This is a genomic window from Mesorhizobium sp. WSM4310 (genome assembly GCF_007003935.1).
Lineage (GTDB): Bacteria > Pseudomonadota > Alphaproteobacteria > Rhizobiales > Rhizobiaceae > Mesorhizobium.
This window is the reverse complement of the sequence record NZ_VFTA01000006.1, coordinates 12,319-35,817: the sequence shown is the minus strand read 5'-3', so window position 1 is coordinate 35,817 and position 23,499 is coordinate 12,319. Positions and strand designations below refer to the sequence as shown.

20 protein-coding genes are annotated in these 23,499 nt (G+C 63.7%); 13 read left to right on the top strand and 7 right to left on the bottom strand.

Going from position 1 to position 23,499, the window contains the following annotated elements:
* Positions 1-140 precede the first annotated feature (140 nt).
* A complete protein-coding gene (guaD, locus tag FJV80_RS09085; RefSeq protein WP_142876167.1) occupies positions 141-1,454 on the bottom strand; it encodes a guanine deaminase in 1,314 nt (437 codons plus the stop codon).
* A 1-nt stretch (position 1,455) separates the two neighbouring features.
* Complete coding sequence (locus tag FJV80_RS09080; protein ID WP_095771572.1) at positions 1,456-2,673, bottom strand: urate hydroxylase PuuD; 1,218 nt, start codon at positions 2,671-2,673, stop codon at positions 1,456-1,458.
* Between the two features lie 132 nt (positions 2,674-2,805).
* On the opposite strand from FJV80_RS09080, the gene FJV80_RS09075 reads away from it, so the two are divergent.
* The 3 genes from FJV80_RS09075 to FJV80_RS09065 all read left to right on the top strand — a co-directional run bounded on the left by FJV80_RS09075 (position 2,806) and on the right by FJV80_RS09065 (position 6,026).
* Complete coding sequence (locus FJV80_RS09075) at positions 2,806-3,726, top strand: LysR family transcriptional regulator (protein ID WP_095771571.1); 921 nt, start codon at positions 2,806-2,808, stop codon at positions 3,724-3,726.
* 78 nt (positions 3,727-3,804) lie between these two features.
* Positions 3,805-4,782, top strand: a complete 978-nt coding sequence (locus tag FJV80_RS09070; RefSeq protein WP_142876166.1) for an LLM class flavin-dependent oxidoreductase — start codon at positions 3,805-3,807, stop codon at positions 4,780-4,782.
* A complete protein-coding gene (locus tag FJV80_RS09065; RefSeq protein ID WP_142876165.1) occupies positions 4,779-6,026 on the top strand; it encodes an LLM class flavin-dependent oxidoreductase in 1,248 nt (415 codons plus the stop codon). Before FJV80_RS09070 ends, FJV80_RS09065 begins: the two co-directional genes overlap by 4 nt.
* Positions 6,027-6,037: 11 nt before the next feature.
* Here FJV80_RS09065 and FJV80_RS09060 read toward each other — a convergent pair whose 3' ends face one another.
* The 5 genes from FJV80_RS09060 to uraH form a co-directional block, all read right to left on the bottom strand.
* Positions 6,038-6,874 carry a PhzF family phenazine biosynthesis protein gene (locus FJV80_RS09060; RefSeq protein WP_095771568.1) on the bottom strand — a complete coding sequence of 279 codons (837 nt, stop codon included), beginning with the start codon at positions 6,872-6,874 and terminating at the stop codon, positions 6,038-6,040.
* Positions 6,875-6,965: 91 nt separating this feature from the next.
* Positions 6,966-7,874: a xanthine dehydrogenase accessory protein XdhC gene (gene xdhC, locus FJV80_RS09055; protein WP_095771927.1), complete on the bottom strand. Its 909-nt coding sequence runs from the start codon at positions 7,872-7,874 to the stop codon at positions 6,966-6,968.
* 62 nt (positions 7,875-7,936) lie between these two features.
* Positions 7,937-10,282 carry a xanthine dehydrogenase molybdopterin binding subunit gene (xdhB, locus tag FJV80_RS09050; RefSeq protein WP_142876164.1) on the bottom strand — a complete coding sequence of 782 codons (2,346 nt, stop codon included), beginning with the start codon at positions 10,280-10,282 and terminating at the stop codon, positions 7,937-7,939.
* Positions 10,282-11,763, bottom strand: coding sequence for a xanthine dehydrogenase small subunit (xdhA, locus tag FJV80_RS09045; protein ID WP_142876163.1), 1,482 nt, complete (start codon positions 11,761-11,763; stop codon positions 10,282-10,284). Before xdhA ends, xdhB begins: the two co-directional genes overlap by 1 nt.
* A 3-nt stretch (positions 11,764-11,766) precedes the next feature.
* Positions 11,767-12,141, bottom strand: coding sequence for a hydroxyisourate hydrolase (gene uraH / locus FJV80_RS09040; protein ID WP_095771565.1), 375 nt, complete (start codon positions 12,139-12,141; stop codon positions 11,767-11,769).
* Between the two features lie 183 nt (positions 12,142-12,324).
* On the opposite strand from uraH, the gene puuE reads away from it, so the two are divergent.
* The 10 genes from puuE (at position 12,325) to FJV80_RS08990 (ending at position 23,486) form a co-directional block, all read left to right on the top strand.
* Positions 12,325-13,743 carry an allantoinase PuuE gene (puuE, locus tag FJV80_RS09035; RefSeq protein WP_142876162.1) on the top strand — a complete coding sequence of 473 codons (1,419 nt, stop codon included), beginning with the start codon at positions 12,325-12,327 and terminating at the stop codon, positions 13,741-13,743.
* Positions 13,744-13,753: 10 nt separating this feature from the next.
* A complete protein-coding gene (locus FJV80_RS09030) occupies positions 13,754-14,617 on the top strand; it encodes a bifunctional allantoicase/(S)-ureidoglycine aminohydrolase (RefSeq protein WP_095792069.1) in 864 nt (287 codons plus the stop codon).
* Complete coding sequence (locus tag FJV80_RS09025) at positions 14,614-15,105, top strand: ureidoglycolate lyase (RefSeq protein WP_095771562.1); 492 nt, start codon at positions 14,614-14,616, stop codon at positions 15,103-15,105. The genes FJV80_RS09030 and FJV80_RS09025 overlap by 4 nt, the downstream gene beginning before the upstream one ends.
* Positions 15,106-15,120: 15 nt before the next feature.
* Entirely contained in the window at positions 15,121-15,714 is a 594-nt protein-coding gene (locus FJV80_RS09020) for a nucleoside deaminase (RefSeq protein ID WP_095789427.1), read from the top strand.
* 172 nt (positions 15,715-15,886) lie between these two features.
* Positions 15,887-16,198 carry a type II toxin-antitoxin system MqsA family antitoxin gene (locus FJV80_RS09015; protein ID WP_246688933.1) on the top strand — a complete coding sequence of 104 codons (312 nt, stop codon included), beginning with the start codon at positions 15,887-15,889 and terminating at the stop codon, positions 16,196-16,198.
* 80 nt (positions 16,199-16,278) lie between these two features.
* Positions 16,279-18,264 carry a CocE/NonD family hydrolase gene (locus tag FJV80_RS09010; RefSeq protein WP_142876161.1) on the top strand — a complete coding sequence of 662 codons (1,986 nt, stop codon included), beginning with the start codon at positions 16,279-16,281 and terminating at the stop codon, positions 18,262-18,264.
* A 154-nt stretch (positions 18,265-18,418) separates the two neighbouring features.
* The gene (locus FJV80_RS09005) at positions 18,419-20,005 is read left to right on the top strand and encodes an ABC transporter substrate-binding protein (RefSeq protein WP_095771559.1); all 1,587 of its coding nucleotides are present in this window, start codon (positions 18,419-18,421) and stop codon (positions 20,003-20,005) included.
* A gap of 16 nt (positions 20,006-20,021) precedes the next feature.
* Complete coding sequence (locus tag FJV80_RS09000; RefSeq protein ID WP_095771558.1) at positions 20,022-20,981, top strand: ABC transporter permease; 960 nt, start codon at positions 20,022-20,024, stop codon at positions 20,979-20,981.
* A 10-nt stretch (positions 20,982-20,991) separates the two neighbouring features.
* The gene (locus FJV80_RS08995) at positions 20,992-21,816 is read left to right on the top strand and encodes an ABC transporter permease (RefSeq protein WP_095789423.1); all 825 of its coding nucleotides are present in this window, start codon (positions 20,992-20,994) and stop codon (positions 21,814-21,816) included.
* Positions 21,816-23,486 (top strand): ABC transporter ATP-binding protein, encoded by a 1,671-nt coding sequence (locus tag FJV80_RS08990; protein ID WP_142876160.1) that lies wholly within the window; start codon positions 21,816-21,818, stop codon positions 23,484-23,486. The genes FJV80_RS08995 and FJV80_RS08990 overlap by 1 nt, the downstream gene beginning before the upstream one ends.
* Positions 23,487-23,499: the final 13 nt, after the last annotated feature.

The window sequence follows — 23,499 nt, the reverse complement described above, 5'->3', positions numbered from 1 at the left end:
CGGTGTGTTGAGATCCAGGTCAGGCCGGGTCGAAAATGGTGGCTTCCGAGAACCGGAGCGGAGCGTACATTGGGTACGTCAGTGCCGGAAGCGCAGGAAGCCACCATTTGCAGGCCGGCATCACCTGAATATCAGCATGCCTAATTCGCCATGTCGCTCTTGGCCGCCCGCCCCGCGACATAGACCTCGCGCACGGCGCGGTCGTCGCCCAGCGTCTGCAGCAGGAACAATTCCTGCGCCAGCGTCTGCGCCGTTTCCATCCTCAGCCGCATCGCCGGCGTCGCCCGGGCGTCGAGCACGACGATGTCGGCGTCGGTGCCCTGATCCAGCGTGCCGATCTTGCCGGCCACCGACAGCGCCTCGGCATTGCCGCGCGTGATCTGCCAGAAGGACTGGAACGGGTTGAGCTTCTCGCCGTTCAGCGCGATCACCTTGTAGCCCTCGTCCATGGTGCGCAGCATGGAATAGTTGGTGCCGCCGCCGACATCGGTGGCAGCGGCGATCCTGAGCGGCTTGTCGCGGCGGCGAAAGCGCTGGTAGTCGAAAAGACCGGAGCCGAGGAACAGGTTCGAGGTCGGGCAGAACACCGCCACCGAGCCGCTCTCCGACAGCGCGTCCGCTTCGCGTTCACTGAGGTGGATGCAGTGGCCGAACAGGCTCTTCTTGCCCAGCAATCCGTAGTGTTCGTAGACATCGGTATAGTCGCGCGACCGGGGATAAAGCTGCTGCGTGAAGGCGATTTCGGCGTGGTTTTCCGACAGGTGCGTCTGCATGTGCAGGCCGGGATGCTCGCGGCACAGCGCACCGGCCATCTCCATCTGCTCCGGCGAGGAGGTGATGGCGAAGCGCGGCGTAATGGCGTAGTGCTGGCGCCCCTTGCCGTGCCATTCCCTGATCAGCGCCTTGGTGTCGTCATAGGCGGATTGCGGCGTGTCGAGCACACCTTCGGGCGCGTTGCGGTCCATCATCACCTTGCCGGCGATGTTGAGCATGTTGCGGTCATGCGACTCGGCGAAAAAGGCTTCGGCCGAGGCCTTGTGCACCGAGCAGTAGGCGGCCACCGTCGTGGTGCCGTGCCGCACCATTTCGTCGAGGAACAGCCGCGCGATACGGCGGCCATGCTGGGCGTTGGCGAATTTCGTCTCTTCCGGAAAAGTGTAGGTGTTCAGCCAGTCGAGCAGTTCGGCGCCATAGGACGCGATGACCTGCATCTGCGGGAAATGCACATGGGTGTCGATGAAGCCCGGCAGCAAGAGGTGCGGCCGGTGGTCGATTTTTTTGGCGCCCTCACCGGCCTGCTTCTCGACTTGCGCATAGGCGCCTGAGGCGACGATCCGACCGCCGCTTATCAGCAGGCCTCCATCTTCCTCGTAACGCCAGGCCGAATGGTCGTCGATGGTTTCAGGCCAGCGCACGAAGGACAGCGTGCGGCCGCGCAGAAGTGTCGAGGTCATGCTATTTCCCCGCGCCTTCGAACCAGGCCACCAGCAGCGCCCGTTCCTTGTCGGTGATCTGGCTGACATTGGCGGGCGGCATGGCGTGGCTGCGGCCGGCCTGCAGATAGATCTCGCGGGCATGGTTGGCGATGTCCGCATCGGTGTCGAGCACAACGCCCTTGGGCGCGTGGTAGATGCCTTCATAGACCGGTTCCTGGGCATGGCACATCGAGCAGCGGCCTAGCACGGTGTCGCGCACGGCCGGGAAATGCGCGGAAGCGATATAGACCTCCGCCGAGGCGGATGCCTTGGGCTCGCCGGTCAGCACCTTCGGCACGGTCGACAGCCAGATGATGATGAGGAACAGGACAAGGGCGCCGAGCCAGGTCCAGTGCGGGTTGCCGGCCCGCTTGTGCACGGTGTTGAAATAGTGCCGGATCAGCACGCCGATGATGAACACCAGCGAGGCGATGACCCAATTGAACTCAGTGCCGAACGCCAGGGGATAGTGGTTCGACAGCATCAGGAACAGAACGGGCAGCGTCAGATAGTTGTTGTGGAGCGAGCGCTGCTTGGCGATCTTGCCGTATTTCGGGTCGGGCTTGCGGCCGGCAATCAGGTCGGCGACGACGATCTTCTGGTTGGGGATGATGACCATGAAGACGTTGGCCGACATGATCGTGGCGGTGATGGCGCCGAGATGCAGGAAGGCGGCGCGGCCGGTGAACAGATGGGTGAGCCCCCAGGCGATGAACACCAGCACGCAGTAGAGCACCAGCATCAGGCCGGTGTCGCTTTTGCCGAGCGGCGAGCGGCACAGAAGATCATAGACCACCCAGCCGACGCCGATCGTTCCCAGCGACAGCAAGATGCCAGCCGGCACCGACATCGGCAGCACATTGGGATCGATCAGGAACAGGTCGGCCCCGGCATAGTAGACCACGCACAGCATGGCGAAGCCGGACAGCCAGGTGGCATAGGATTCCCATTTGAACCAGGTCAGGTGCTCCGGCATCTCGGCCGGCGCCACCAGATATTTCTGGATGTGGTAGAAGCCGCCGCCGTGCACCTGCCATTCCTCGCCGAAGGCGCCGACCGGCATGCCCGGCCGCTGGCGCAGGCCGAGATCGAGCGCGACGAAATAGAAGGACGAGCCGATCCAGGCGATGCCGGTGATGACGTGCAGCCAGCGCACGGCGAAGCTCAGCCAGTCCCAGAAAATCGCGAAATCCATCATTGAAGTCGTCCCTGCCGATGACGCGACTTTACGGTGTGGCGCGCAAACGGAAAGAGGCGAGGTGTGCGATGACTTTCAAAAAAAAATGGAAAATACTAGGTTTGTCGCTGCAAACCGGCGAAGGTGCTCCGCATGGCCTATCTCGACAACATCGCCGTCTTCGTTCGCGTCGTCGAACTCGGCAATCTGTCGGCGGCCGGCCGCGACATGCGCATTTCGCCGGCGGTCGCCTCCAATCGCATCAAGGAACTGGAGAAGCACCTCGGCGTGCGGCTGTTCAACCGCACGACGCGGCAATTGATGCCGACCGAGCATGGCACGGTTTTCTACTCGGGCGCCAAGCAGGTGCTGGAGGCGATCACCGAAGCGGAAGCGGCGGTGTCGGCTTTGTCCGGCCAGCCGCGCGGCACCATTCGCGTGACAGCGCCACTCGGCCTCGGGCGCCGGCTGGTGGCCTCGGGCATTCCCGATTTCCACGACAAATATCCTGACATCGAGGTGCGGCTCAGGCTCTCGGACCACAATGTCGACATCATGAAGGAGGGCATAGACGTCGCCTTCCGGCTCGGTATCATCGAGGATTCAAGCCTCAGGATGCGCGGCATCATGGAGTGCGAACGCGTGCTGGTGGCGGCGCCGAAATATCTGGAGGCGCGCGGCGAACCGGCGGAGCCGCAGGAGCTGATCGGCAAGAAACACGACTGCCTGATGCTGCGCTATTCCGGCGCACGCGAATATGTCTGGACGCTGCAGACCCCCGCCGGCCCGCAGAAATTCGAGGTGCACGGACCCTACGACACCGACGATGGCGATGTGCTGACCGGCTGGGCACTGTCGGGACGCGGCATCATCAACAAGCCGCGCTTCGAGGTCGAACCGTTCATCCGCGACCGTCGGCTGCAGGTGATCCTGGCCAACACGCCGCCGACGCCGGTGCAGTTCGCCGCCGTGTATCCGCACAAGAAGCTTCAGGACCCCAAGGTGCGGCTTCTGCTCGACTTCATGGCCGAGCGCTGCCAGCGGCTGATCAAGGATATCCTGGCCGGCAAGTGAGCGGCTGGCCGACAAGCGATCGGCCACTGGTCTATCCGCCGGACTTGCCTTGCGCACCGGCGAACCTAGGTTGACGCAATGCATCTCGCCATTTCGCTCAACATCGCTGCCGCCAACGAACAGGCCGTTCTGGATTTCGGAGAGATCAAGACCTTCGTGCGGGCGGCAGAGGCGGCCGGCATCGATATGGTGGTGATTTCCGACTCCGCGGAAGGGTCATCAAGCAGCCCGTTCGAAGCGACAACGCTGCTGGCCGCCCTGGCGACCGTCACCGATAAGATAGGGTTCGTGGCCAGTGCCTCGACGGTTGCCCATCAGCCCTACAATCTGGCGCGTCGTTTCGCTTCGCTCGACATCATCAGCCATGGTCGTTCCGGCTGGCATGCGACGATGGTGCAGGGCTCTCGCGAAGCCGCCAATTTCAGCCGACCGGAGGGGTTTTCCGACGCCGACTTTCGCCGCCGCACCGAGGAATATATCGGTATCGTTCAAGGCCTGTGGCAGGGCTGGGATGCGGATGCTCTGCTGTTCGACAAGACAGGTGGCCGCTTCCATGATCCCGAAAAGATGCATCTGCTGGACCACAGGGGCGAGTTCTTCTCCGTGCGCGGGCCGCTGAACGTCGCACGCTCGCCGCAGGATACGCCGGTGCTGGTGCTGTCAGGCCTATCCGAGCCCGACCTGGATATTGCGGCCCGCACGGCCGATGTCATTTTGCTGGAGAGCGGGTCGGTCGAGAGCGCGAAAATACGCTTCGATGATCTGAAGCGTCGCGCAACGGCCGCCGGGCGCGATCCGGACGCTGTGAAGATCCTGACCAATATCGCGTTAGCCCCGGATGATGGGCCGGCCGCCATCGCGGACAGGCTGGAAACCCAATTGCGGGCGAAAAGCTGCGACGGCTTCAACATCCGGCTGCCCGCGCAGCACTCAGCGCTCGACGATTTCGCCGATCGTGTTCTGCCGGAGTTGCGGCAACGCGGCCTTGTTCAAGAGGGCTATCGTGGCACAACGCTGCGCGCGCATCTTGGACTTGCCGGCGGAGGCGACCGATGACCGCGCAGATGAAGCTCGGCGCCTTCCTGTGGGCGACGGGTCACCACATCGCCGCCTGGCGCCACCCGAAGGCGCATGTCGCGGCCGGCATCGACATCGACCACTACATCCAGCTGGCGCGCACGGCGGAGGCGGCGAAGTTCGACATGATCTTCTGCGAGGATGCCGCCGGCTTGCGGGAGGCCAATGTCGGCATCGCCAGCCAGACGTCGCGTTCGATCGGCTTCGAGCCGATCAGCCTGCTTTCGGCACTGGCGGTGCAGACCAGCCGCATCGGCCTCGTGTCGACGGCCTCGACAAGCTACAACGAACCCTACGGGCTGGCGCGGACTTTCCTGTCGCTCGACCATCTGAGCGGCGGCCGGGCGGGCTGGAACCTGGTCACCTCGGCCAGCCCGATCGAAGCCGCCAATTTCGGCTCGACGGGCCTCAAGCCGCATGCCGACCGCTACGAGCGGGCGCGCGAATTCGCCGAGGTGGTCACCGGCCTATGGCACGGCAAGGCTCCCGGCCATGACGGCCAGAGCTTTTCGGTGCGCGATCCGCTCGACCTGCCGCGCTCGCCGCAGGGCGCACCGGTCATGGTGCAGGCCGGTGCCTCGGATGTCGGCCGCGACCTTGCCGCCCGCACCGCCGATGTGGTGTTCACGGCTGCGCAGACCTTCGAGGAGGCCAAGGCCTTCTACAACGATCTCAAGGGACGCATGGCCGCCTATGGACGCGAGCCTGACGACATCAAGATCATGCCCGGCGTCTCACCAGTGGTGGCGGAAACAGAGGCCGAGGCCTGGGAGAAACATGAGGAATTGCAGGAGCTGATTCCGGACGATGTCGGCGTGGCGCTGCTGTCCAGCTATCTCAGCATCTCCGATCTCTGGCGCTACCCGATCGACGGGCCGCTGCCGGACTTGCCTGACAGCGAGGGGATGAAAAGCCGGCAGGCGCTGGTCGTCGAGCAATCGCGCCGCGACGGCCTTTCCATCCGCCAGCTGGCCCGCCACTTCGCCGGCGCGCGGGGCCATTGGCGCATTGTCGGAACGGCGGCGCAGGTCGCCGACGAACTCCAGGCGCGGTTTGAGGGCGGTGCGGCCGACGGCTACAACGTCATGCCGTCCTGGTTCCCGGGCGAGCTCGATGCCTTTGCCACGCTGGTGGTGCCCGAACTGCAGCGGCGCGGCCTGTTCCGTAAGGAATATGACGGCAACACGCTACGGGAGCATCTGGGCGTGAAGCGGCCGGTGTGAGCTGGAGACTTCTATGCTTCGTCCATCATCCGGGCCGTGCCAGAAACCCTGACCGAGCTGCCGATCTCAGGCCGAATATCGGCATGCAGACGCGACCGCATGCCCATGTCCTCGCCTTGCACGACATCGATCGCGCCGCCATGCAGCCAGCCAATGTCGCGCAGATAGCCGGCAAAGGCAGCTGTCGAGGCGCCCGTCGCCGGATCCTCATAGACGCCACCTGAAGCAAAAGGATTGCGCGTGTGGAACAGTCGTGGCGTTTCGCCATAGGCCAACAGGATCGTTACCAGCCCTTCGCGACGCATCAGGGCCTGTCCGGCTTTCAACTCGTAGCGCATCGCGGCCAGCGCCTCGCGCGATCCGAGGGCCAAGACCAGATGGTCGGCGCCGCCGTGGATCAGCGCCGGCGGAATGGCCGGATCGAGATCGGCCGCGGTATAGCCGAACAATGCCAGCGCCTCGGTAATCAGCGCCGGCGGCCCCGGCTTGCTGCGTGTCGGCGGCGACTGCAACGCCGCGGCGATGGTCGCACCGTCGCGGAACCCTTCGACAGTGATGTTCGCCTGGTTGAGTTTCAGCGGGAAAATCCCATCGCCGAACTGCCGGACCAGGGCGGCTCCCAAGGCGATCGTGGCGTGACCACAGAAGGGGACTTCGGATTCCGGCGAGAAATAGCGGACCCGCCAGTTATCTCCCTGCCTGGCGGCAAAGGCCGTTTCAGAGAACCCGACTTCCGCTGCCAGACGCTGCATCTCGGCCGCATCGGGCAACACATCGCCTATCAGCACCCCGGCAGGATTGCCGCCGGTGTTGCCATCCGAAAAAGCCGCGATCTTCAGAACGCCCATGTCTCCACACCTCATGCCGCAACGCCGGGTGGATATAGCAAACGGATCCTTCCCGCGGTCGAAAAACGGACAAGCCGCTGAGCAGCTGTGACTAACCGGCGAGCGTCCTGTGCCGTGGCACCTGATGGTCGGCATCTGACGCAGCTCTATGCACGACCAGCGCGGTCATGATCTCGGCGGCCGCAAGTGCCGCAATGACTTGAGGGCGCTTGTCCTTGACGGCGTCGCCGCCGATCGGCGAGACGAGACGGGCAAATTCCGCTTCCGTGCCTTCGGCCGATTTCAGGAACCAGTTCCTGAACGTTGCTTTCTTGGTCTTCGAGCCGATCATGCCGACATACGCCGCGTCGTCGCGTTTCAGCGCTTCGGCGACGATCAGGAAATCCAGCGCATGGTCATGGGTGAGGATGGCGAAGGCGGTGCCGGCGGGCGCGTTGCGCACTTCGGCTTCGGGCATCGGCGTCAGCCGCGTCTCGACAGTCTGCGGCATGCCTTCCAGCGCCTCGGCCCGCGTCTCGATGACGACGCCGTGCACGGGAAGCAGCGACATTGCCGCCGCCAGCGCCTGGCCGACATGGCCTCCGCCGAAAATATAGACATGCGGCAGATGCGCTTCTTCGGTTTCCGCCGCTGCAATCAACCCGTTGGCGAGATCGGCATCGACGAATCGGATCAAGACTTCGACGCGCCCGCCACAGCATTGGCCAATCTCCGGGCCGAGCGGCACGTCCAGTGTAGCGCAGACTTCATCGGCCTCGATGCGGGCTTCTTTGCCCCGCGGCTTGCGGCGAGGTGAAGACGCCACCATCTGCCGCGCCTTGTCGATCGCCATATATTCGAGCTGGCCACCGCCGATCGTGCCCAAAATCGCCTCCCGCGAGACGAGCATGAAGGCGCCCTTCTCGCGCGGCGTCGAGCCCTTGGTGCCGGCCACTTCGACCAAAGCGATGCGACCTTGGCCAGCCAGGAAGTCTTTCAGGCTTTGCACTTTCGAAGTCATCATTCGCATTCCCGTGCGGGAAACATAGGGTTTTTCGACCTGAATTGCACGTTTTGCCGGATTCAGGCCTTCGCCTCGCCTTTCAGCCGCTCGATCGCCATCAGCACGCGCTCCGGCGTCGCCGGGGCGTCAAGGCGCGGACAGATCCTGTGATCGGCGACGCTGGCCACCGCATCCGACAGCGCATGCAGCACGGACATGCCTAGCGGGAAAGGCGGCTCGCCGACCGCCTTGGAGCGGTGGATCGTTGGCTCGCTCGCTTCCGGCCAGTCGGCCAAAGTGACGTTGAAGATCTTCGGCCGGTCGGAGGCGAGCGGGATCTTGTAGGTCGACGGCGCATGGGTGCGCAGCCGGCCCTTGTCGTCCCACCACAATTCCTCGGTCGTCAGCCAGCCCATGCCCTGGATGAAGCCGCCCTCGATCTGGCCGAGGTCGATGGCACGGTTCAGCGAGCGGCCGGTCTCGTGCAGGATGTCGGTGCGCTCGACCACATATTCACCGGTCAGCGTGTCGACCGAGACTTCCGAGCAGGAGGCGCCGTAAGCGAAATAGTAGAAAGGGCGGCCCTCGCCCTTGTCGCGATTCCAATGGATTTTCGGCGTCTTGTAGAAGCCCGCCGCCGACAGCTGGATGCGCGCCATATAGGCCTGCTTGACGAGATCGGCGAAGGCGATCTCCTGGTTGCCGATGCGCACCCGGTTGGGCAGGAACAGCACCTGATCGCGCGGCACCTGGTATTTCTCGGCAGCGAAATCGGTCAGCCGGCCCTTGATCTGGCGAGCGCCATTCTGTGCCGCCATGCCATTGAGGTCTGAACCGGACGATGCCGCTGTGGCCGAGGTGTTGGGCACCTTGCCGGTGGTGGTGGCGGTGATCTTCACCTGGTCGAGATCGATCTGGAACTCTTCCGCCACCACCTGCGCGACCTTGAGGTAGAGCCCCTGCCCCATCTCGGTGCCGCCATGGTTCAGATGCACCGAACCATCGGTGTAGACATGCACCAGCGCCCCGGCCTGGTTGTAGTGCGTGGCGGTGAAGGAAATGCCGAACTTGACCGGCGTCAGCGCCAGACCGCGCTTGACGAAACGGCTGTTGGCATTGAAGGCCGAAATTTCGCGCCGCCGCCGCTCATAGCAAGTGCTCTCTTCGAGTTCAGTGACGATGCGCTGGATGATGTTGTCCTCGACCGTCTGGTGGTAGGGCGTGATGTTGCGGTCGCTGGTGCCATAGAAATTCTTCTTGCGGATCTCGAGCGGATCCTTGCCGACCGCGAACGCCACCTCGTCGATGACGCGTTCGGCGCCGACCATCCCTTGCGGGCCGCCGAAACCCCGGAAGGCAGTGTTCGACACGGTGTTGGTGTAGAGCGGCGCCGATTGCGCGTGCACGGCGGGCCAGAAATAGGTGTTGTCGCAATGGAACAGCGCGCGATCGGTCACCGGGCCTGACAGATCCGACGAGAAGCCGCAACGCGCGGCGAACATGAAATCGACACCGAGAATGTTGCCCTCGTCATCGAAGCCGACTTCGTAGTCGACGAGGAAATCATGGCGCTTGCCGGTGGCGATCATGTCGTCGTCGCGGTCGGGCCTGATCTTGACGGCGCGATGGTGTTTCTTGGCGGCGATGGCCGCGAGCGCGGCAAACTGGTTGCCCTGCGTTTCCTTGCCGCCGAAACCGCCGCCCATGCGGCGGATCTCCACCGTGATGGCATTGCTGGGTATGCCGAGCGCATGGCTTACCATGTGCTGGACTTCGCTTGGATGCTGGGTCGAGGAATAGATGGTGACGTCCTGATCCTCGCCGGGTACGGCCATGGCGATATGGCCTTCAAGATAGAAATGCTCCTGGCCGCCGACGCGCATCTTTCCCTTCAGCCGGCGCGGCGCCGACTTGATCGCAGCGGCGGCATCGCCGCGCTTCAAGGTAAGCGGCGGCGTGACGAGCTTGTCCTTCCTCGGATCCAGTCCGCCGATGTCGGTGACGAAGGGCAATTCCTTGTATTCGACCTTGGCCAGCCTGGTGGCGCGGCGTGCCTGTTCGCGGGTTTCGGCGATGACGCAGAAGACCGGCTGGCCGAAGAACTCAACCTTGCCGTCGGCGAGCACCGGCTCATCGTGCCGGCCGGTCGGCGAAATGTCATTCTCGCCCGGCACATCCCTTGCCGTGAGCACATCGACGACTCCGGAAGCAGCGCGCACCGCCGAAAGATCCATGCGGGTGATGGTGGCATGCGCGGCGGCCGAGAGACCAAGGCAGCCATGCAGCGTGCCGGCCGGTTCCGGCATGTCGTCGATGTAGACGGCGGTGCCGCTGACATGCTTGTGGGCGGAATCATGCCGCTGATCGGTGGCGACGCCGCCGACGATCTTCTCAGCCTTGAGATTTGATGTGGCGTGCTTGTTCATCATGCCGCCTCGTTGCGGGACACCTGGAAGGGCGCCCTGGTGCCGGAGGTTTCGACGAAGAAGCGCAACAACAGGTTCTTGGCCGCCAGCGCCCGGTATTCGGCTGACGCCCGCATGTCGGTGAGCGGGGTGAAATCCCTGGCATATTGCGCCATCGCCGTCTCGACCGTCTCTTCGGTCCATGGCTTGCCGAGCAGCGCCCTTTCGACAAAAGACGCCCGCTTCGGCGTCGCCGCCATGCCGCCATAGGCGATGCGCACATCGGCAACCGTACCGTCCTTGGCTAGCGTCAGCAAGAAGGCGCCGAGGGCAGCGGTGATATCCTCGTCGCGGCGCTTGGTGATCTTGTAGACGGCAAATTTTTCGCCCTTGGCCGGCACGGGCACGTGCACGGCCTCGACGAACTCGCCCGGTTGCCGGTCCTGCTTGCCATAGGCGATGAAGAAGGTTTCCAGCGGGATCGTGCGCCGCTTCTTGCCCTTGCGCAGCGTCAGGCGCGCGCCGAGCGCGATCAAGGGCGGCGGCGTGTCGCCGATCGGCGAGCCGTTGGCGATGTTGCCGCCGATGGTGCCCATGTTGCGCACCTGTTCGCCGCCGATGCGGTCAAACAGCGGCCCGAGCGCCGGGATGGTTTTGGCCAGCGTCGAAAAGGCTTCGCTGTAGGTGACGCCGGCGCCGATCGAAATGACGCCCTTGTCTTCGGCGATGGTGCACAGCCCGTCGAGATTGCCGATGAAGACCGCCGGAGAGATGTCGCGCATGTGCTTGGTCACCCACAGGCCGACATCGGTCGAGCCGGCAACGATGGTGGCGCCGGGTTCCTGGTCGAGCACATTGGCGAAATCGTCGACATTGGCCGGCACGATAAGCCGCGCCTCGGCCGAACCGATCTCGACCCGCGCGCCGTCCCGCAAGGCTTCCAGCCTCGCGGTGATCGCCTTGCGCTCCGCCGCCAGCGGATCCTTCGCCGCTTTGCCGTAACTGGAGATGGCGTGCGCGGCGCGGACAATCGCCTCGTAGCCGGTGCAGCGGCAGAGATTGCCTTGCAAAGCCTTTTCGATCGCCGCGTCCGACGGCTCCGGCGACCGCATCCACAGGCCATAGAGCGACATGACGAAGCCCGGCGTGCAGAAGCCGCATTGCGAGCCGTGGAAATCGACCATCGCCTGCTGGACGGGATGCAACTGGCCGGGCTGACCACGCAAATGTTCCACTGTCACGACATGGGCGCCGTCGAGCGAACCGAGGAAGCGGATACAGGCATTGACGCTTTCATAGACCAGACCGGCGGCCGAAAGCTTGCCGACCAGAACCGTGCAGGCGCCGCAATCGCCCTCGGCGCAGCCTTCCTTGGTGCCGCGGAGCGACCGGTCGAGACGCAGCCAGTCGAGCAGGGTCGCGTCCGGCGCCACCGACGACAGCACGACATCCCTGCCATTGAGGATGAAGTGGATTTCGTTGCGGATTTTGATCTTGGCCATGCCTCAGCTCCCCCTGTAGGTCGAATAGCCATAGGGCGAGATCAGCAATGGCACGTGATAGTGCACTGCCTCTGCCATGCCGAAACGGATCGGCACACTGTCAAGGAAAGCCGGTTCCGGCAGTTCTGTGCCCTGGCCGCGCAGATAGTCGCCGGCCGCGAACACCAGCTCATATTGGCCGGCGCGGAACTCGGCGCCCGCCAGCAGCGGCGCGTCGCAACGGCCGTCGATATTGGTCGCGACTGTCTTCAAATGTGTCCTGGCCGAACCGTCAAGGCGATAGAGCGCGATCGACAACCCAGCCGCCGGCTTGCCGGTCGCGGTGTCGAGGACATGCGTCGTCAGACGTCCGCCATCGGCTTTCGACGTTTCTGCCACTGGCGCCTCCCATTCCCGGTACAGTCGAACAAAGCAATGAATTGTGCGCCAATTAAAGGCGATGCATAAGTCCCGGTCGAGCGGAGCGGCACAAAAACACTTTCAAAAATTTCAAGGGAATGCGGCGGCAACCCTTTCGACTATCCTGATCACAACTTCCGGCAGTGTCCGGCAGGAGGGGCAATGCGTTACGAAAGAGACATGCGCGGCTACGGAGCCAATCCACCGGATCCGAAATGGCCCGGCGGGGCGCATGTCGCCGTGCAGTTCGTCGTCAATTACGAAGAGGGCGGCGAGAATTGCGTGCTGCATGGCGACAAGGCGTCGGAAGCCTTCCTGTCGGAGATCGTCGGCGCCGCGCCCTGGGTGGGACAGCGCCACTGGAACATGGAATCGATCTACGAATATGGCGCGCGGGCCGGCTTCTGGCGGCTGCTGCGCCTATTCAGCGAGTCGCAAGTTCCGGTGACCTGCTACGGCGTCGCCTCGGCACTTGCCCGCTCGCCCGACCAGGTCACGGCCATGCAGGACGCCGGGTGGGAGATCGCCTCGCACGGGTTGCGGTGGATCGACTACCGCGATCATAGCGCCGAGGACGAGCGCCGCGACCTCGAGGCGGCAATCAAGCTGCATTACGAGGTGACAGGCCAGCGCCCGACGGGCTGGTATACGGGCCGCACATCGGTCAACACGGTGCGGCTGGTGGCCGAAGAAGGCGGCTTCGACTATGTCTCCGACACCTATGACGACGAACTGCCTTACTGGTTCGAGCATGCCGGCGGCACGCAGCTCATCATCCCCTATACGCTCGACGCCAACGACATGCGCTTCGCCACGCCGCAGGGCTTCAATTCAGGCGACCAGTTCTTCACCTATCTCAGGGATAGTTTCGACACGCTCTATGCCGAGGGCCAGGCGGGGCGGCCGCGCATGATGAATATCGGCCTGCATTGCCGCCTCGTCGGGCGGCCGGGCCGGGTGGCGGCGCTGAAGCGCTTCGTCGACTATGTGAAGTCGCATGACAAGGTCTGGCTGGCGCGGCGCATCGATATCGCCAAGCACTGGCAGGAGAACCATCCCTACAAGCCGGCGGCACTGCGCCCGTCGAAAATGGAATTCGAGACATTCGTTCACACTTTCGGCGGCGTGTTCGAGCATTCGCCCTGGATCGCCGAGCGGGCCTACGAGCTGGAGCTGGGCCCGGCGCACGACACCGCGGGCGGCCTGCACAATGCGCTCTGCCGCATCTTCCGCGCTGCCAGCGAGACCGAGCGGCTGGGTGTGCTCAACGCCCATCCCGACCTTGCCGGCAAGCTGGCCAAGGCCAGGCGGCTGACGGCGGAATCGACAAGGGAACAAGCCTCCGCCGGCCTCGACGCGCTGACCGACAAGGAGCGCGAACTGTTCTCCAAGCTCAACGCCGCCTACGTCACCACCTTCGGTTTCCCCTTCATCATCGCGGTGAAGGACAAGACCAAGGAGGAAATCCTCGCCGAGTTCGAGGCGCGCATCGGCAACAGCCGTGGCGTCGAATTCGAGACCGCCTGCAAACAGGTCGAGCGCATCGCGCTGCTCCGCCTCAGAGACATGCTACCGCAATAGGTTTGAACCCATGGACACGATCAGGATGCCAGAGCGCACCTACTACGCACCGCATGGCGGCCATCCCGGCCAATCTGAATTGCTGACAGGCCGCGCCGTCTTCACCGAGGCCTACGCCGTCATTCCCAAGGGCGTGATGCGGGACATCGTCACCAGCGCCTTGCCGTTCTGGGACAAGACCCGCGTCTGGATCCTGTCGCGGCCACTGTCCGGTTTTGCCGAGACATTCTCGCAATACATTGTCGAGGTGGAGCCTGGCGGCGGCAGCGACCGGCCGGAGCCCGACGCCGGCGCCGAAGGCGCCCTGTTCGTGGTCGAGGGCGAACTGACCGTTCTGCTTTCCGGCAAGAAGCATGTGTTGCGGCCCGGCGGCTTTGCCTTCCTGCCGCCGGCGAGCGGCTGGACCGTTCGCAATGAAAGCAAGGCGCCGGTTCGCTTCCACTGGATCCGCAAGGCCTACGAAGTGGTCGACGGTCTCGACGTGCCGGAAGCCTTCTTCACCAACGAGCAGGAGATCGCGCCATCGCCGATGCCGGGCACCGAAGGCCGCTGGGCGACGACCCGCTTCGTCGATCCCGCCGATCTGCGCCACGACATGCATATGACCATCGTCACGCTCGAGCCGGGCGCCGTCATTCCCTTCGCCGAGACGCATGTGATGGAACACGGGCTCTACGTGCTGGAAGGCAAGGCGGTCTATCGCCTCAACCAGGACTGGGTCGAGGTCGAGGCCGGCGACTATATGTGGCTGCGCGCCTTCTGCCCTCAGGCCTGCTATGCCGGCGGCCCCGGCAAGTTCCGCTACCTGCTCTACAAGGACGTCAACCGGCACGCCAAGCTCGGCGGCGTCGGCATCGGCGGTCGCGCGCGGTGACCCGCATCACAGCACAGAAGCTGACCCGGGAGGCCTTTGCCCCCTTCGGCGATGTCATCGACATGGGTGGCGACAACCATTACCCGATCAATGGCGGCAAGGCCGAGCGCTACCACGACCTCGCCACCGCTGAAGCCACGGGACCGAACGCGCGCGTGCTGATCTCGATGGTGCGCGGCACGCCTTACGAACTGCCGCTGAAACTGACCATGGTCGAGCGGCATCCGTTCGGCAGCCAGGCCTTCATTCCGCTGTCGCCGCGTCCGTTCCTGGTCGTCGTCTGCCTTGACGGCAAGGAGGGGCCGGGCGAACCGCACGCCTTCATCACCGCGCCCGGACAAGGCATCAACTATTCGCGCAATCTCTGGCACGGCGTGCTGACGCCGCTTGGCGAGCCACAGGATTTCCTGATCGTCGACCGCGGCGGCGACGGCTCGAATCTCGAAGAGTTTCATTTCTCGCACGCCTACGAGATCCATCTCCCCTGAAAGCTTTTGATCCCCATGACCGACATTTCCTTGATCGACCGCCTGCTCGACGTTATCGAGCACGATATCGTGCCGAAGACGGCCGAGGGTGTTGCCCATGGCAACAAGCTGTTCGGCGCGGCGATCCTGCGCAAGGACGACCGCTCGCTGGTGCTGGCCGAAACCAACAACGAGATCGAAAATCCGCTCTGGCATGGCGAGGTGCACTGCCTGAAGCGGTTCTACGAGATGCCGAAAGCCGAGCGCGTCGACACCAAGGACGCTCTGTTTATCGCCACGCATGAGCCCTGCTCGCTCTGCCTGTCGGCGATCACCTGGACCGGCTTCGACAATTTTTACTATCTCTTCAGCCACGAGGATTCGCGCGACAGCTTTGCGATCCCGCACGACCTGAAGATCCTGAAAGAGGTCTTCACCCTCGACCCAGGCGGCTACAACGCCCAGAATGCCTATTGGAAGAGTTTTTCCATCCGCAGGATGGTGCGGGCGCTGCCCGAGGCGGAACGCCAGCGGCTGGAGACACGCATCGGCAAGATCTCGGCACGCTACGACGCGCTGTCCGGCGCCTACCAGGCGAGCAAGGGCGAGAACGATATTCCGCTAGACTAACCTTCGGCCGCAGGATCATCCACTTTGAATTGCCCCCTTTATGGTGGCATATTGCAGCATGGAAAAAACGCATGGCGACAAGAGAAGGAAGTGAAACGATGATTTCCCCCGAAACCGGGAAACCCTGACGCGTCAAGTGCGTCCATTCACCGTGACCTATAAGGGCGAGAGCATGATTGTCGACCTGCCAGGTTACTATCCGGCTTCGCAGGGCGAAGGTGTGCATGTTGGAGACGACATGACTGCTGTCGACGCAGCTCTTCGTGCCCTCAAGGAAAAGATCGATGGCGTTCCCGCTCCAGCAACCATCCGGCGGATGCGCACAAAGCTCAAACTGTCACAGCGCGAGGCGGGATCGCTGTTCAAGGTCGGCGAGAATGCCTTCGACAAGTATGAAAGAGGCCTGATCGAGGCTAGCGGTCCGACCATCCAACTGATGACGTTGCTGGAAAGACATCCCGAATTGCTGGACGAATTGCGGTAACGGCACAGGTCGCATAATTCGCTGCTCCAGTCGCGAATGGCGATTGAAACTTGCCGCGCCTCGGGGCGTTATGCGCACCCATGAAAACCGTCACCGAATTTCCCCGCAAGGTCGTTGAATTCCCCGATATGGGCATCATCATGCCGGATGGCTGCCGGCTGTCCGCGCGGGTGTGGATGCCGGAGGATGCCGGCGACGATCCGGTGCCTGTCATCCTCGAGCACCTGCCCTACCGCAAGCGTGACGGCACCATTTTTCGCGATCAGCTGACGCATCCCTATTTCGCCGGCCACGGCTATGCCTCGATCCGCGTCGACATGCGCGGCAATGGCGATTCCGAAGGGCTGATGGACGACGAATATTCCGAGCAGGAATTGCAGGACGCCTGCGACGTCATCGCCTGGGCGGCGGCTCAGCCCTGGTGCAACGGCAATGTCGGCATGATGGGCATCTCCTGGGGCGGCTTCAACTGCCTGCAGGTTGCGGCCAAGCAGCCGCCGGCGCTGAAGGCGGTGATCAGCCTGTGCTCGACCGTCGACCGCTACGCCGACGACATCCACTACAAGGGCGGCTGCCTGCTGATCGAGAATTTCGGCTGGGCCTCGACCATGCTCTCCTACTCGTCGCGGCCGCCGGACCCGCTGATCGCCGGCGACAACAGATGGCGCGATCTGTGGCTGACCCGACTGGAGAACCAGCCCTTCCTTTTGCCGCTGTGGCTCAGCCACCAGCATCGCGACGCCTATTGGAAGCGCGGCTCGATCTGCGAGGATTTTTCGGCCGTCAAGGCCGCCGTTCTGTCGATCGGCGGCTGGCATGACGGCTACCGCAACACGATCTCGCACCTGGTCACCAACATCGAGGCGCCGGTCAGGGGCATTGTCGGCCCCTGGATCCACAAATACCCGCACTATGCCGGCCCCCAGCCGGCCATCGGCTTCCTGCAGGAGGCGCTGCGCTGGTGGGACCATTGGCTGAAGGGCACCGAGACCGGCGTCGAGGGCGATCCCGCCTACCGCGCCTATGTGATGGACAGCGTGCGTCCGGCGCGCTGGCACCCCGAGCGGCCCGGCCGTTGGGTGGCCGAGCAACAATGGCCGTCACCCGCGATCAAGACCCAGGCCATCGAACTGCTGCCCAAGGGGAGCCAACCAACCATTGTCGCCTCGCCGCAGAATTGTGGGCTCGCCGGCGGCGAATATTTTCCGTTCACCTTCGGTCCGGAATTGCCGGGCGACCAGCGTCCCGACGATGCACTGTCGGTGTGTTTCGACCAACCGGAACTCGCCGAGACCATCGACATTGTCGGCGCGCCGGAAGTCGAGGTCACGTTCGCTTCCGATCGCCCGCAGGCCAACATCGCGGTGCGGCTCTGCGACGTCCATCCCGACGGCGCTTCCGAACTGATCTCCTATGGTGTGCTCAATTTGACACATCGCGACTCGCACGAATTCCCGCAGGCACTGGCGCCGGGCGAGACCGTGTCGGCGCGCGTCGTGCTCGATCAATGCGCCTACCGCGTGCCGGCCGGCCACCGCCTGCGCGTCGCCGTGTCGAACGCCTATTGGCCCATGATCTGGCCGTCGCCGGAACCGGCGCAGTTAAGCTTGTCGGCGGCGACACTTGCCTTGCCGCTGCGGCCGCTGGCGAAAGGCGGCGAAGCGACGTTCGCCGAGCCGGAAGGTGCTGCGCCCTGGGCCACCGAGACGACCCGTGCAGCGAATTCCGAACGCCATGTCGATCGCGACGAAAAGACCGGAATCGTCACGCTTTCCATTGCGGATGATTTCGGCGAGGTGCGCGATCTCGACCACGGCCTGGTCAATGGCAGCATCGCCCGCGAAACATGGACGATCCATCCTGACAATCCATTGTCGGCCTCTGGGAAAACACACTGGACGCAGACATTGTCGCGAAATGGATGGTCGGTGCGAACCGAGACATGGGCAGAGATGCGATCGGACGCACAAAACTTCATCGTCAGCGCCAGAATCGAGGCCTATGAGGGCGAACAAATCGTCTTCGAGTGCAATTTCGAGGAGAAAATTCCACGTGCGCTTGTCTGAGCGCTGACGCCCTTGGTCCAAATGCGACGTACGATTTACGCCACGGCATGTCGCATTCGGTCTTGCTTACGGCGTTAGCTTACCCTCATTATTCAGGGAGAATTAACAACAAAAATCGACCGTAGAGTCGAACCAACAGAGTGAGGAACTCAACATGTCGAACGAACTGGAATTCCTTAGCCGGCGTGTCGCAGCGGGCAAGCTGAGCCGTCGTGATTTTCTCGGTCGCGCGGCAGCGCTCGGCATCGCCGCGCCCTTCGCCAATTCGCTGCTTTCAAGCGCGGCGCGCGCGGCAGGCCCGGTCAAGGGCGGCACGCTGAAGGCCGGCCTGGTCGGCGGCGAATCCACCAACAGTCTCGATCCGGCGCTGTTCATGACGCAGGTGCCGTTCGCCTTCGGCAAGTGCTGGGGCGAAATGATCGTCGAGCTGTCGCCGGACGGCAAGCTCGAGAACCGCATCGCCGAAGAGATCGGCTCATCCGACGACGCGAAGACCTGGACTCTGAAAATCCGCGACGGGGTCGAATTCCACAACGGCAAGACCGTGACCGCCGAGGACGTGGCCGCCACGCTGGAGCGCCACTCGGACGAGAAGTCGAAGTCCGGCGCGCTCGGCTACATGAAGGGCATCGACACCATCAAGGCCAGCGGCAAGGAAGTGGTGCTGACGCTGAAGGAGGCCAATGCCGACCTTCCCTACCTGCTCAGCGACTACCACCTGATCGTCCAGCCCAATGGCGGCAAGGACAAGCCCGATGCCGGCATTTCGGCCGGCCCGTATGTGGTCAAGACCAACGAGCCCGGCGTGCGCCATGGCGCCGAACGGTTTGCCAATTACTGGCAGGGCGACAAGATGGGCCATGCCGACCAGATCGAAGTCATCGTCATCAACGACGCGACGGCGCGCACGGCGGCCCTGCAGGGCGGCCAGGTCAACATGATCAACCGCGTCGAGCCGAAGATCGTCGACCTGATCAAGCGCGTGCCGGGCGTGACCATCCGCAACCATGCGGGTCCGGGCCACTATGTCTTCATCATGCATTGCAACACGGCGCCCTTCGACAACAACGACCTGCGCATGGCGCTGAAGCTCGCCATCGACCGCGAAGAGATGCTGACCAAGGTGCTGCGCGGCTATGGCTCGCTCGGCAACGACTTCCCGATCAACGCGTCCTATCCGCTGTTCACCGAAATCGAGCAGCGCAAGTACGATCCCGACAAGGCCAAGTTCCACTACAAGAAGTCCGGTCATGACGGCACCGTTCTGCTGAGGACCTCGGACGTCGCCTTCCCCGGCGCGGTCGATGCCTCGCAGCTCTTCCAGCAGAGCGCGGCCAAGGCCGGCATCAAGATCGAGCTCAAGCGCGAGCCCGGCGACGGTTACTGGAACGAGGTCTGGAACAAGCAGCCCTTCTGCGCTTCCTATTGGGGCGGGCGATCGACGCAGGACCAGATGTACTCGACCGCCTACCTGTCGACCGCCGACTGGAACGACACGCGTTTCAAGCGCCCGGACTTCGACAAGATGGTGCTGGCGGCGCGCGCCGAGCTCGACGAGGCCAAGCGCAAGCAGATGTACCACGACATGGCCGTCATGGTGCGTGACGAAGGCGGCCTGATCCTGCCGATGTTCAACCAGTTCATCGACGCCACCGGCGCCAAGGTCGATGGCTGGGTGGACGATCCGCACCAGGAACTGATGAACGGCTACGCCCTGGCGAAGTGCTGGCTGCAGGCCTGAGTCCGGCTTTGCGGAGATGTCCTCACCCATCCTGAAGCTAATTGCCCAGCGCATCGCGCTGGGCATCCTCCTTCTGCTGGCCATTTCGGTCCTGATCTTCGCCGGCACGCAAATCCTGCCCGGCGACGTCGCTCAAGCCATTCTGGGACAATCGGCGACGCCGGAGTCGCTCGCCAATCTGCGCGAACAGCTCGGGCTGAACGATCCGGCCTATGTCAGGTATTTCCACTGGCTCGGCGGCGTGCTGACCGGCGACCTCGGCACCGCCATGTCGAGCGGCCAGGATATCGCCACCTCGATCAAGGGCCGGCTGTGGAACACGCTGTTCCTCGCCTTCTGGGCGGCGATCGTCGCCATCCCGCTGGCCATAACGCTCGGCCTGATCGCCGTGCGTTTCCGCAATGGCTGGGTCGACAAGCTGATCTCCGGGCTGGCGCTCGCCTCGACCTCCTTCCCGGAATTCTTCATCGGCTACTTGCTCGTCTTCTACTTCGCGGTTCAGCACCAATGGTTCCCCGCCATCTCGACCGTCTATGACGGCATGCCCTTCGGCGAGCGGATGCAGGCGATCGCGCTGCCGGCGACGGCGCTGACGCTGGTGGTGCTGGCCCACATGATGCGCATGACGCGTGCCGCCATCCTCAACGTCATGCAGTCGGCCTATGTCGAGACGGCGGAGCTCAAGGGGCTCTCGGCCTTCGCCGTCATCCGCAAGCACGCCTTTCCGAACGCGATCGCGCCGATCATCAACGTCGTCATGCTCAACCTCGCCTATCTCATCGTCGGCGTTGTCGTCGTCGAGGTGATCTTCGTCTATCCCGGCATGGGGCAGTATCTGGTCGACCACGTCACCAAGCGCGATGTGCCGGTGGTGCAGGCGGTCGGCCTGATCTTTGCCGCTGTCTATATCAGCCTCAACATCATCGCGGACATTGCGGCGATCGTCGCCAATCCGCGTCTCAGACATCCAAAGTGAGGGGGCGGGCATGCTCGATATAAGACGCATCCCCATCCCTGCCCTGATCGGCCTGGTGCTGACCGCCCTGTTCGTGCTGGCGGCGATCTTCGCGCCGTGGATCTCGCCGCACGACAATGCCGAGATCGTCGGCGACGTCTGGGAACCAATGTCGGCCGCGCATTGGCTGGGCACCGACAATCTCGGCCGCGATCTGTTGTCGCGCATGATCTACGGCGCCCGCATCACCCTGTTCATCGCCGTGCTGGCCACCGCTCTGTCCTTCTCGCTCGGCGCCATACTCGGTTTCTCGGCAGCGGTGTTTGGCGGCTGGTTCGACACGATCCTGTCACGCCTCGTCGACCTCTTGATGTCGATCCCGACCCTGATCATGGGCCTGGTCGTGCTCTCCGTGCTGCCGACGAACCTGGTGACGCTGATCCTGGTCATGGGCATTCTCGACTCGACCCGCGTCTACCGCCTTTCGCGCGCGGTCGCCGTCGACATCAACGTCATGGACTATGTCGAAGCGGCCAAGCTGCGCGGCGAAGGCAGCGCCTGGATCATCTTCCGCGAGATCCTGCCCAACGCGCTGTCGCCGCTGGTCTCCGAACTCGGCCTGCGCTTCATCTATGCGGTGCTGTTCCTGTCGACGCTGTCCTTCCTCGGCCTTGGCGTGCAACCGCCGGACGCCGACTGGGGCGGCATGGTCAAGGAGAACAAGGACGGCATCGTCTTCGGCATTGCCGCGGCACTCATTCCGGCGGGGGCGATCGCCGCGCTCGCCATCTCGGTCAACCTTGTCGCCGACTGGATCCTCAACCGCACGACAAGCCTGAAGGGAGGACGCGGGTGATGGCTGATAGCAACGCGAAGCCCGGACAACCCAAGCCAGGCGTGCTGCTCGATATCAGGAATCTGCGCATCGAGGCCACGGTCTATCCGCCCGGCGAAGCGCCAAAGAACATCGTGCTGGTGCACGATGTCTCGCTGACGCTGGAAAAGGGCAAGGTGCTGGGCCTGATCGGCGAATCCGGCGCCGGCAAGTCGACCATCGGCCTGTCGTCGATGGGCTATGGCCGTGGCGGCGTGCGCATCACCGGCGGCGAAGTGATCCTCAACGGCCGCGATATCCTGAAGGGCGGCAAGGAAGGTTTCCGCAAACTGCGCGGCCGCGAGGTCTGCTATGTCGCGCAGTCGGCGGCGGCCGCCTTCAACCCGGCGCACCGGCTGATGGACCAGGTGGTGGAAGCCACGCTGCTGCATGGCACGGCGACACGCGCCGAGGCCGAAAAGCGCGCCGTCGCGCTGTTCAAGAAGCTCAGCCTGCCGAACCCGGAAACCATCGGTGAACGCTTTCCGCACCAGGTCTCGGGCGGCCAGTTGCAGCGCGTGATGACGGCAATGGCGCTGTGCTCGGAACCCGACCTGATCGTCTTCGACGAGCCGACAACGGCGCTCGACGTGACGACGCAGATCGACGTGCTGGCGGCGATCAAGGACGCCATCCGCGACACCCATGTGGCGGCGCTCTACATCACCCATGACCTTGCCGTCGTCGCCCAGGTCTCCGACGAGATCATGGTGCTGCGCCATGGCAGGCTGGTCGAATGGGGCGGTACCCGCCAGATCATCAAGGAGCCGCGCCAGGAATACACAAACGCGCTGGTCTCGGTGCATGAGATCGAGCACCAGGAGCAGACCCCCGGCGCCACGCCGTTCCTGTCGGTGAAGAACGTCACCGCCGCTTATGGCGGCGGCCACGTCAAGGTGCTGAAGAACGTGTCGGTCGACATCTACCCCGGCCAGACGCTGGCAGTGGTGGGCGAATCCGGCTCCGGCAAGTCGACGCTGGCGCGCGCCATCACCGGCCTTTTGCCGCCCGAGCAAGGCACTGTCACCTTCGATGGGCGGCCGCTCGCCAACCGGCTCGCCGACCGGCCGAAGGAAGATCTGCGCCAGCTGCAGATGATCTACCAGATGGCCGACGTCGCGATGAACCCGCGCCAGACCGTCGGCACCATCATCGGCCGGCCGCTCGAATTCTATTTCGGCATGCGCGGCAGGGAACGCGACAAGCGCGTCGCCGAACTGCTCGACGAGATCGAAATGGGTAAGGGCTTTGTCGACCGCTATCCGGCGGAACTTTCAGGCGGCCAGAAGCAGCGCGTCTGCATCGCCCGCTCGCTCGCCGCCAAGCCGAAGCTGATCATCTGCGACGAGGTGACCTCGGCGCTCGATCCGCTGGTGGCCAACGGCATCCTCAAGCTGCTGCTCGACCTGCAGCAGCACGAGAAGGTCGCCTATCTCTTCATCACCCACGATCTGGCGACAGTGAAGTCGATCGCCGATTCGATCGCGGTGATGTATCGCGGCGAAGTGGTCCGCTACGGTTCGAAGAGCAAGGTTCTGACGCCGCCCTTCGACGCCTATACCGACCTTCTCCTGTCGTCGGTCCCTGAGATGGAGATCGGCTGGCTGGAAAAGGCGATCAAGGGGCGGCGCATGGCCAGCGCGGGGAACTAACGACCTGCTGGTC

Coding starts and splice junctions, on each gene's coding strand:
- guaD (WP_142876167.1), bottom strand. CDS start 1,454: ATGACCTCGACACTTCTGCGCGGCCGCACGCTGTCCTTCGTGCGCTGG.
- FJV80_RS09080 (WP_095771572.1), bottom strand. CDS start 2,673: ATGATGGATTTCGCGATTTTCTGGGACTGGCTGAGCTTCGCCGTGCGC.
- FJV80_RS09075 (WP_095771571.1), top strand. CDS start 2,806: ATGGCCTATCTCGACAACATCGCCGTCTTCGTTCGCGTCGTCGAACTC.
- FJV80_RS09070 (WP_142876166.1), top strand. CDS start 3,805: ATGCATCTCGCCATTTCGCTCAACATCGCTGCCGCCAACGAACAGGCC.
- FJV80_RS09065 (WP_142876165.1), top strand. CDS start 4,779: ATGACCGCGCAGATGAAGCTCGGCGCCTTCCTGTGGGCGACGGGTCAC.
- FJV80_RS09060 (WP_095771568.1), bottom strand. CDS start 6,874: ATGGGCGTTCTGAAGATCGCGGCTTTTTCGGATGGCAACACCGGCGGC.
- xdhC (WP_095771927.1), bottom strand. CDS start 7,874: ATGACTTCGAAAGTGCAAAGCCTGAAAGACTTCCTGGCTGGCCAAGGT.
- xdhB (WP_142876164.1), bottom strand. CDS start 10,282: ATGAACAAGCACGCCACATCAAATCTCAAGGCTGAGAAGATCGTCGGC.
- xdhA (WP_142876163.1), bottom strand. CDS start 11,763: ATGGCCAAGATCAAAATCCGCAACGAAATCCACTTCATCCTCAATGGC.
- puuE (WP_142876162.1), top strand. CDS start 12,325: ATGCGTTACGAAAGAGACATGCGCGGCTACGGAGCCAATCCACCGGAT.
- FJV80_RS09030 (WP_095792069.1), top strand. CDS start 13,754: ATGGACACGATCAGGATGCCAGAGCGCACCTACTACGCACCGCATGGC.
- FJV80_RS09020 (WP_095789427.1), top strand. CDS start 15,121: ATGACCGACATTTCCTTGATCGACCGCCTGCTCGACGTTATCGAGCAC.
- FJV80_RS09015 (WP_246688933.1), top strand. CDS start 15,887: ATGATTGTCGACCTGCCAGGTTACTATCCGGCTTCGCAGGGCGAAGGT.
- FJV80_RS09010 (WP_142876161.1), top strand. CDS start 16,279: ATGAAAACCGTCACCGAATTTCCCCGCAAGGTCGTTGAATTCCCCGAT.
- FJV80_RS09005 (WP_095771559.1), top strand. CDS start 18,419: ATGTCGAACGAACTGGAATTCCTTAGCCGGCGTGTCGCAGCGGGCAAG.
- FJV80_RS09000 (WP_095771558.1), top strand. CDS start 20,022: ATGTCCTCACCCATCCTGAAGCTAATTGCCCAGCGCATCGCGCTGGGC.
- FJV80_RS08995 (WP_095789423.1), top strand. CDS start 20,992: ATGCTCGATATAAGACGCATCCCCATCCCTGCCCTGATCGGCCTGGTG.
- FJV80_RS08990 (WP_142876160.1), top strand. CDS start 21,816: ATGGCTGATAGCAACGCGAAGCCCGGACAACCCAAGCCAGGCGTGCTG.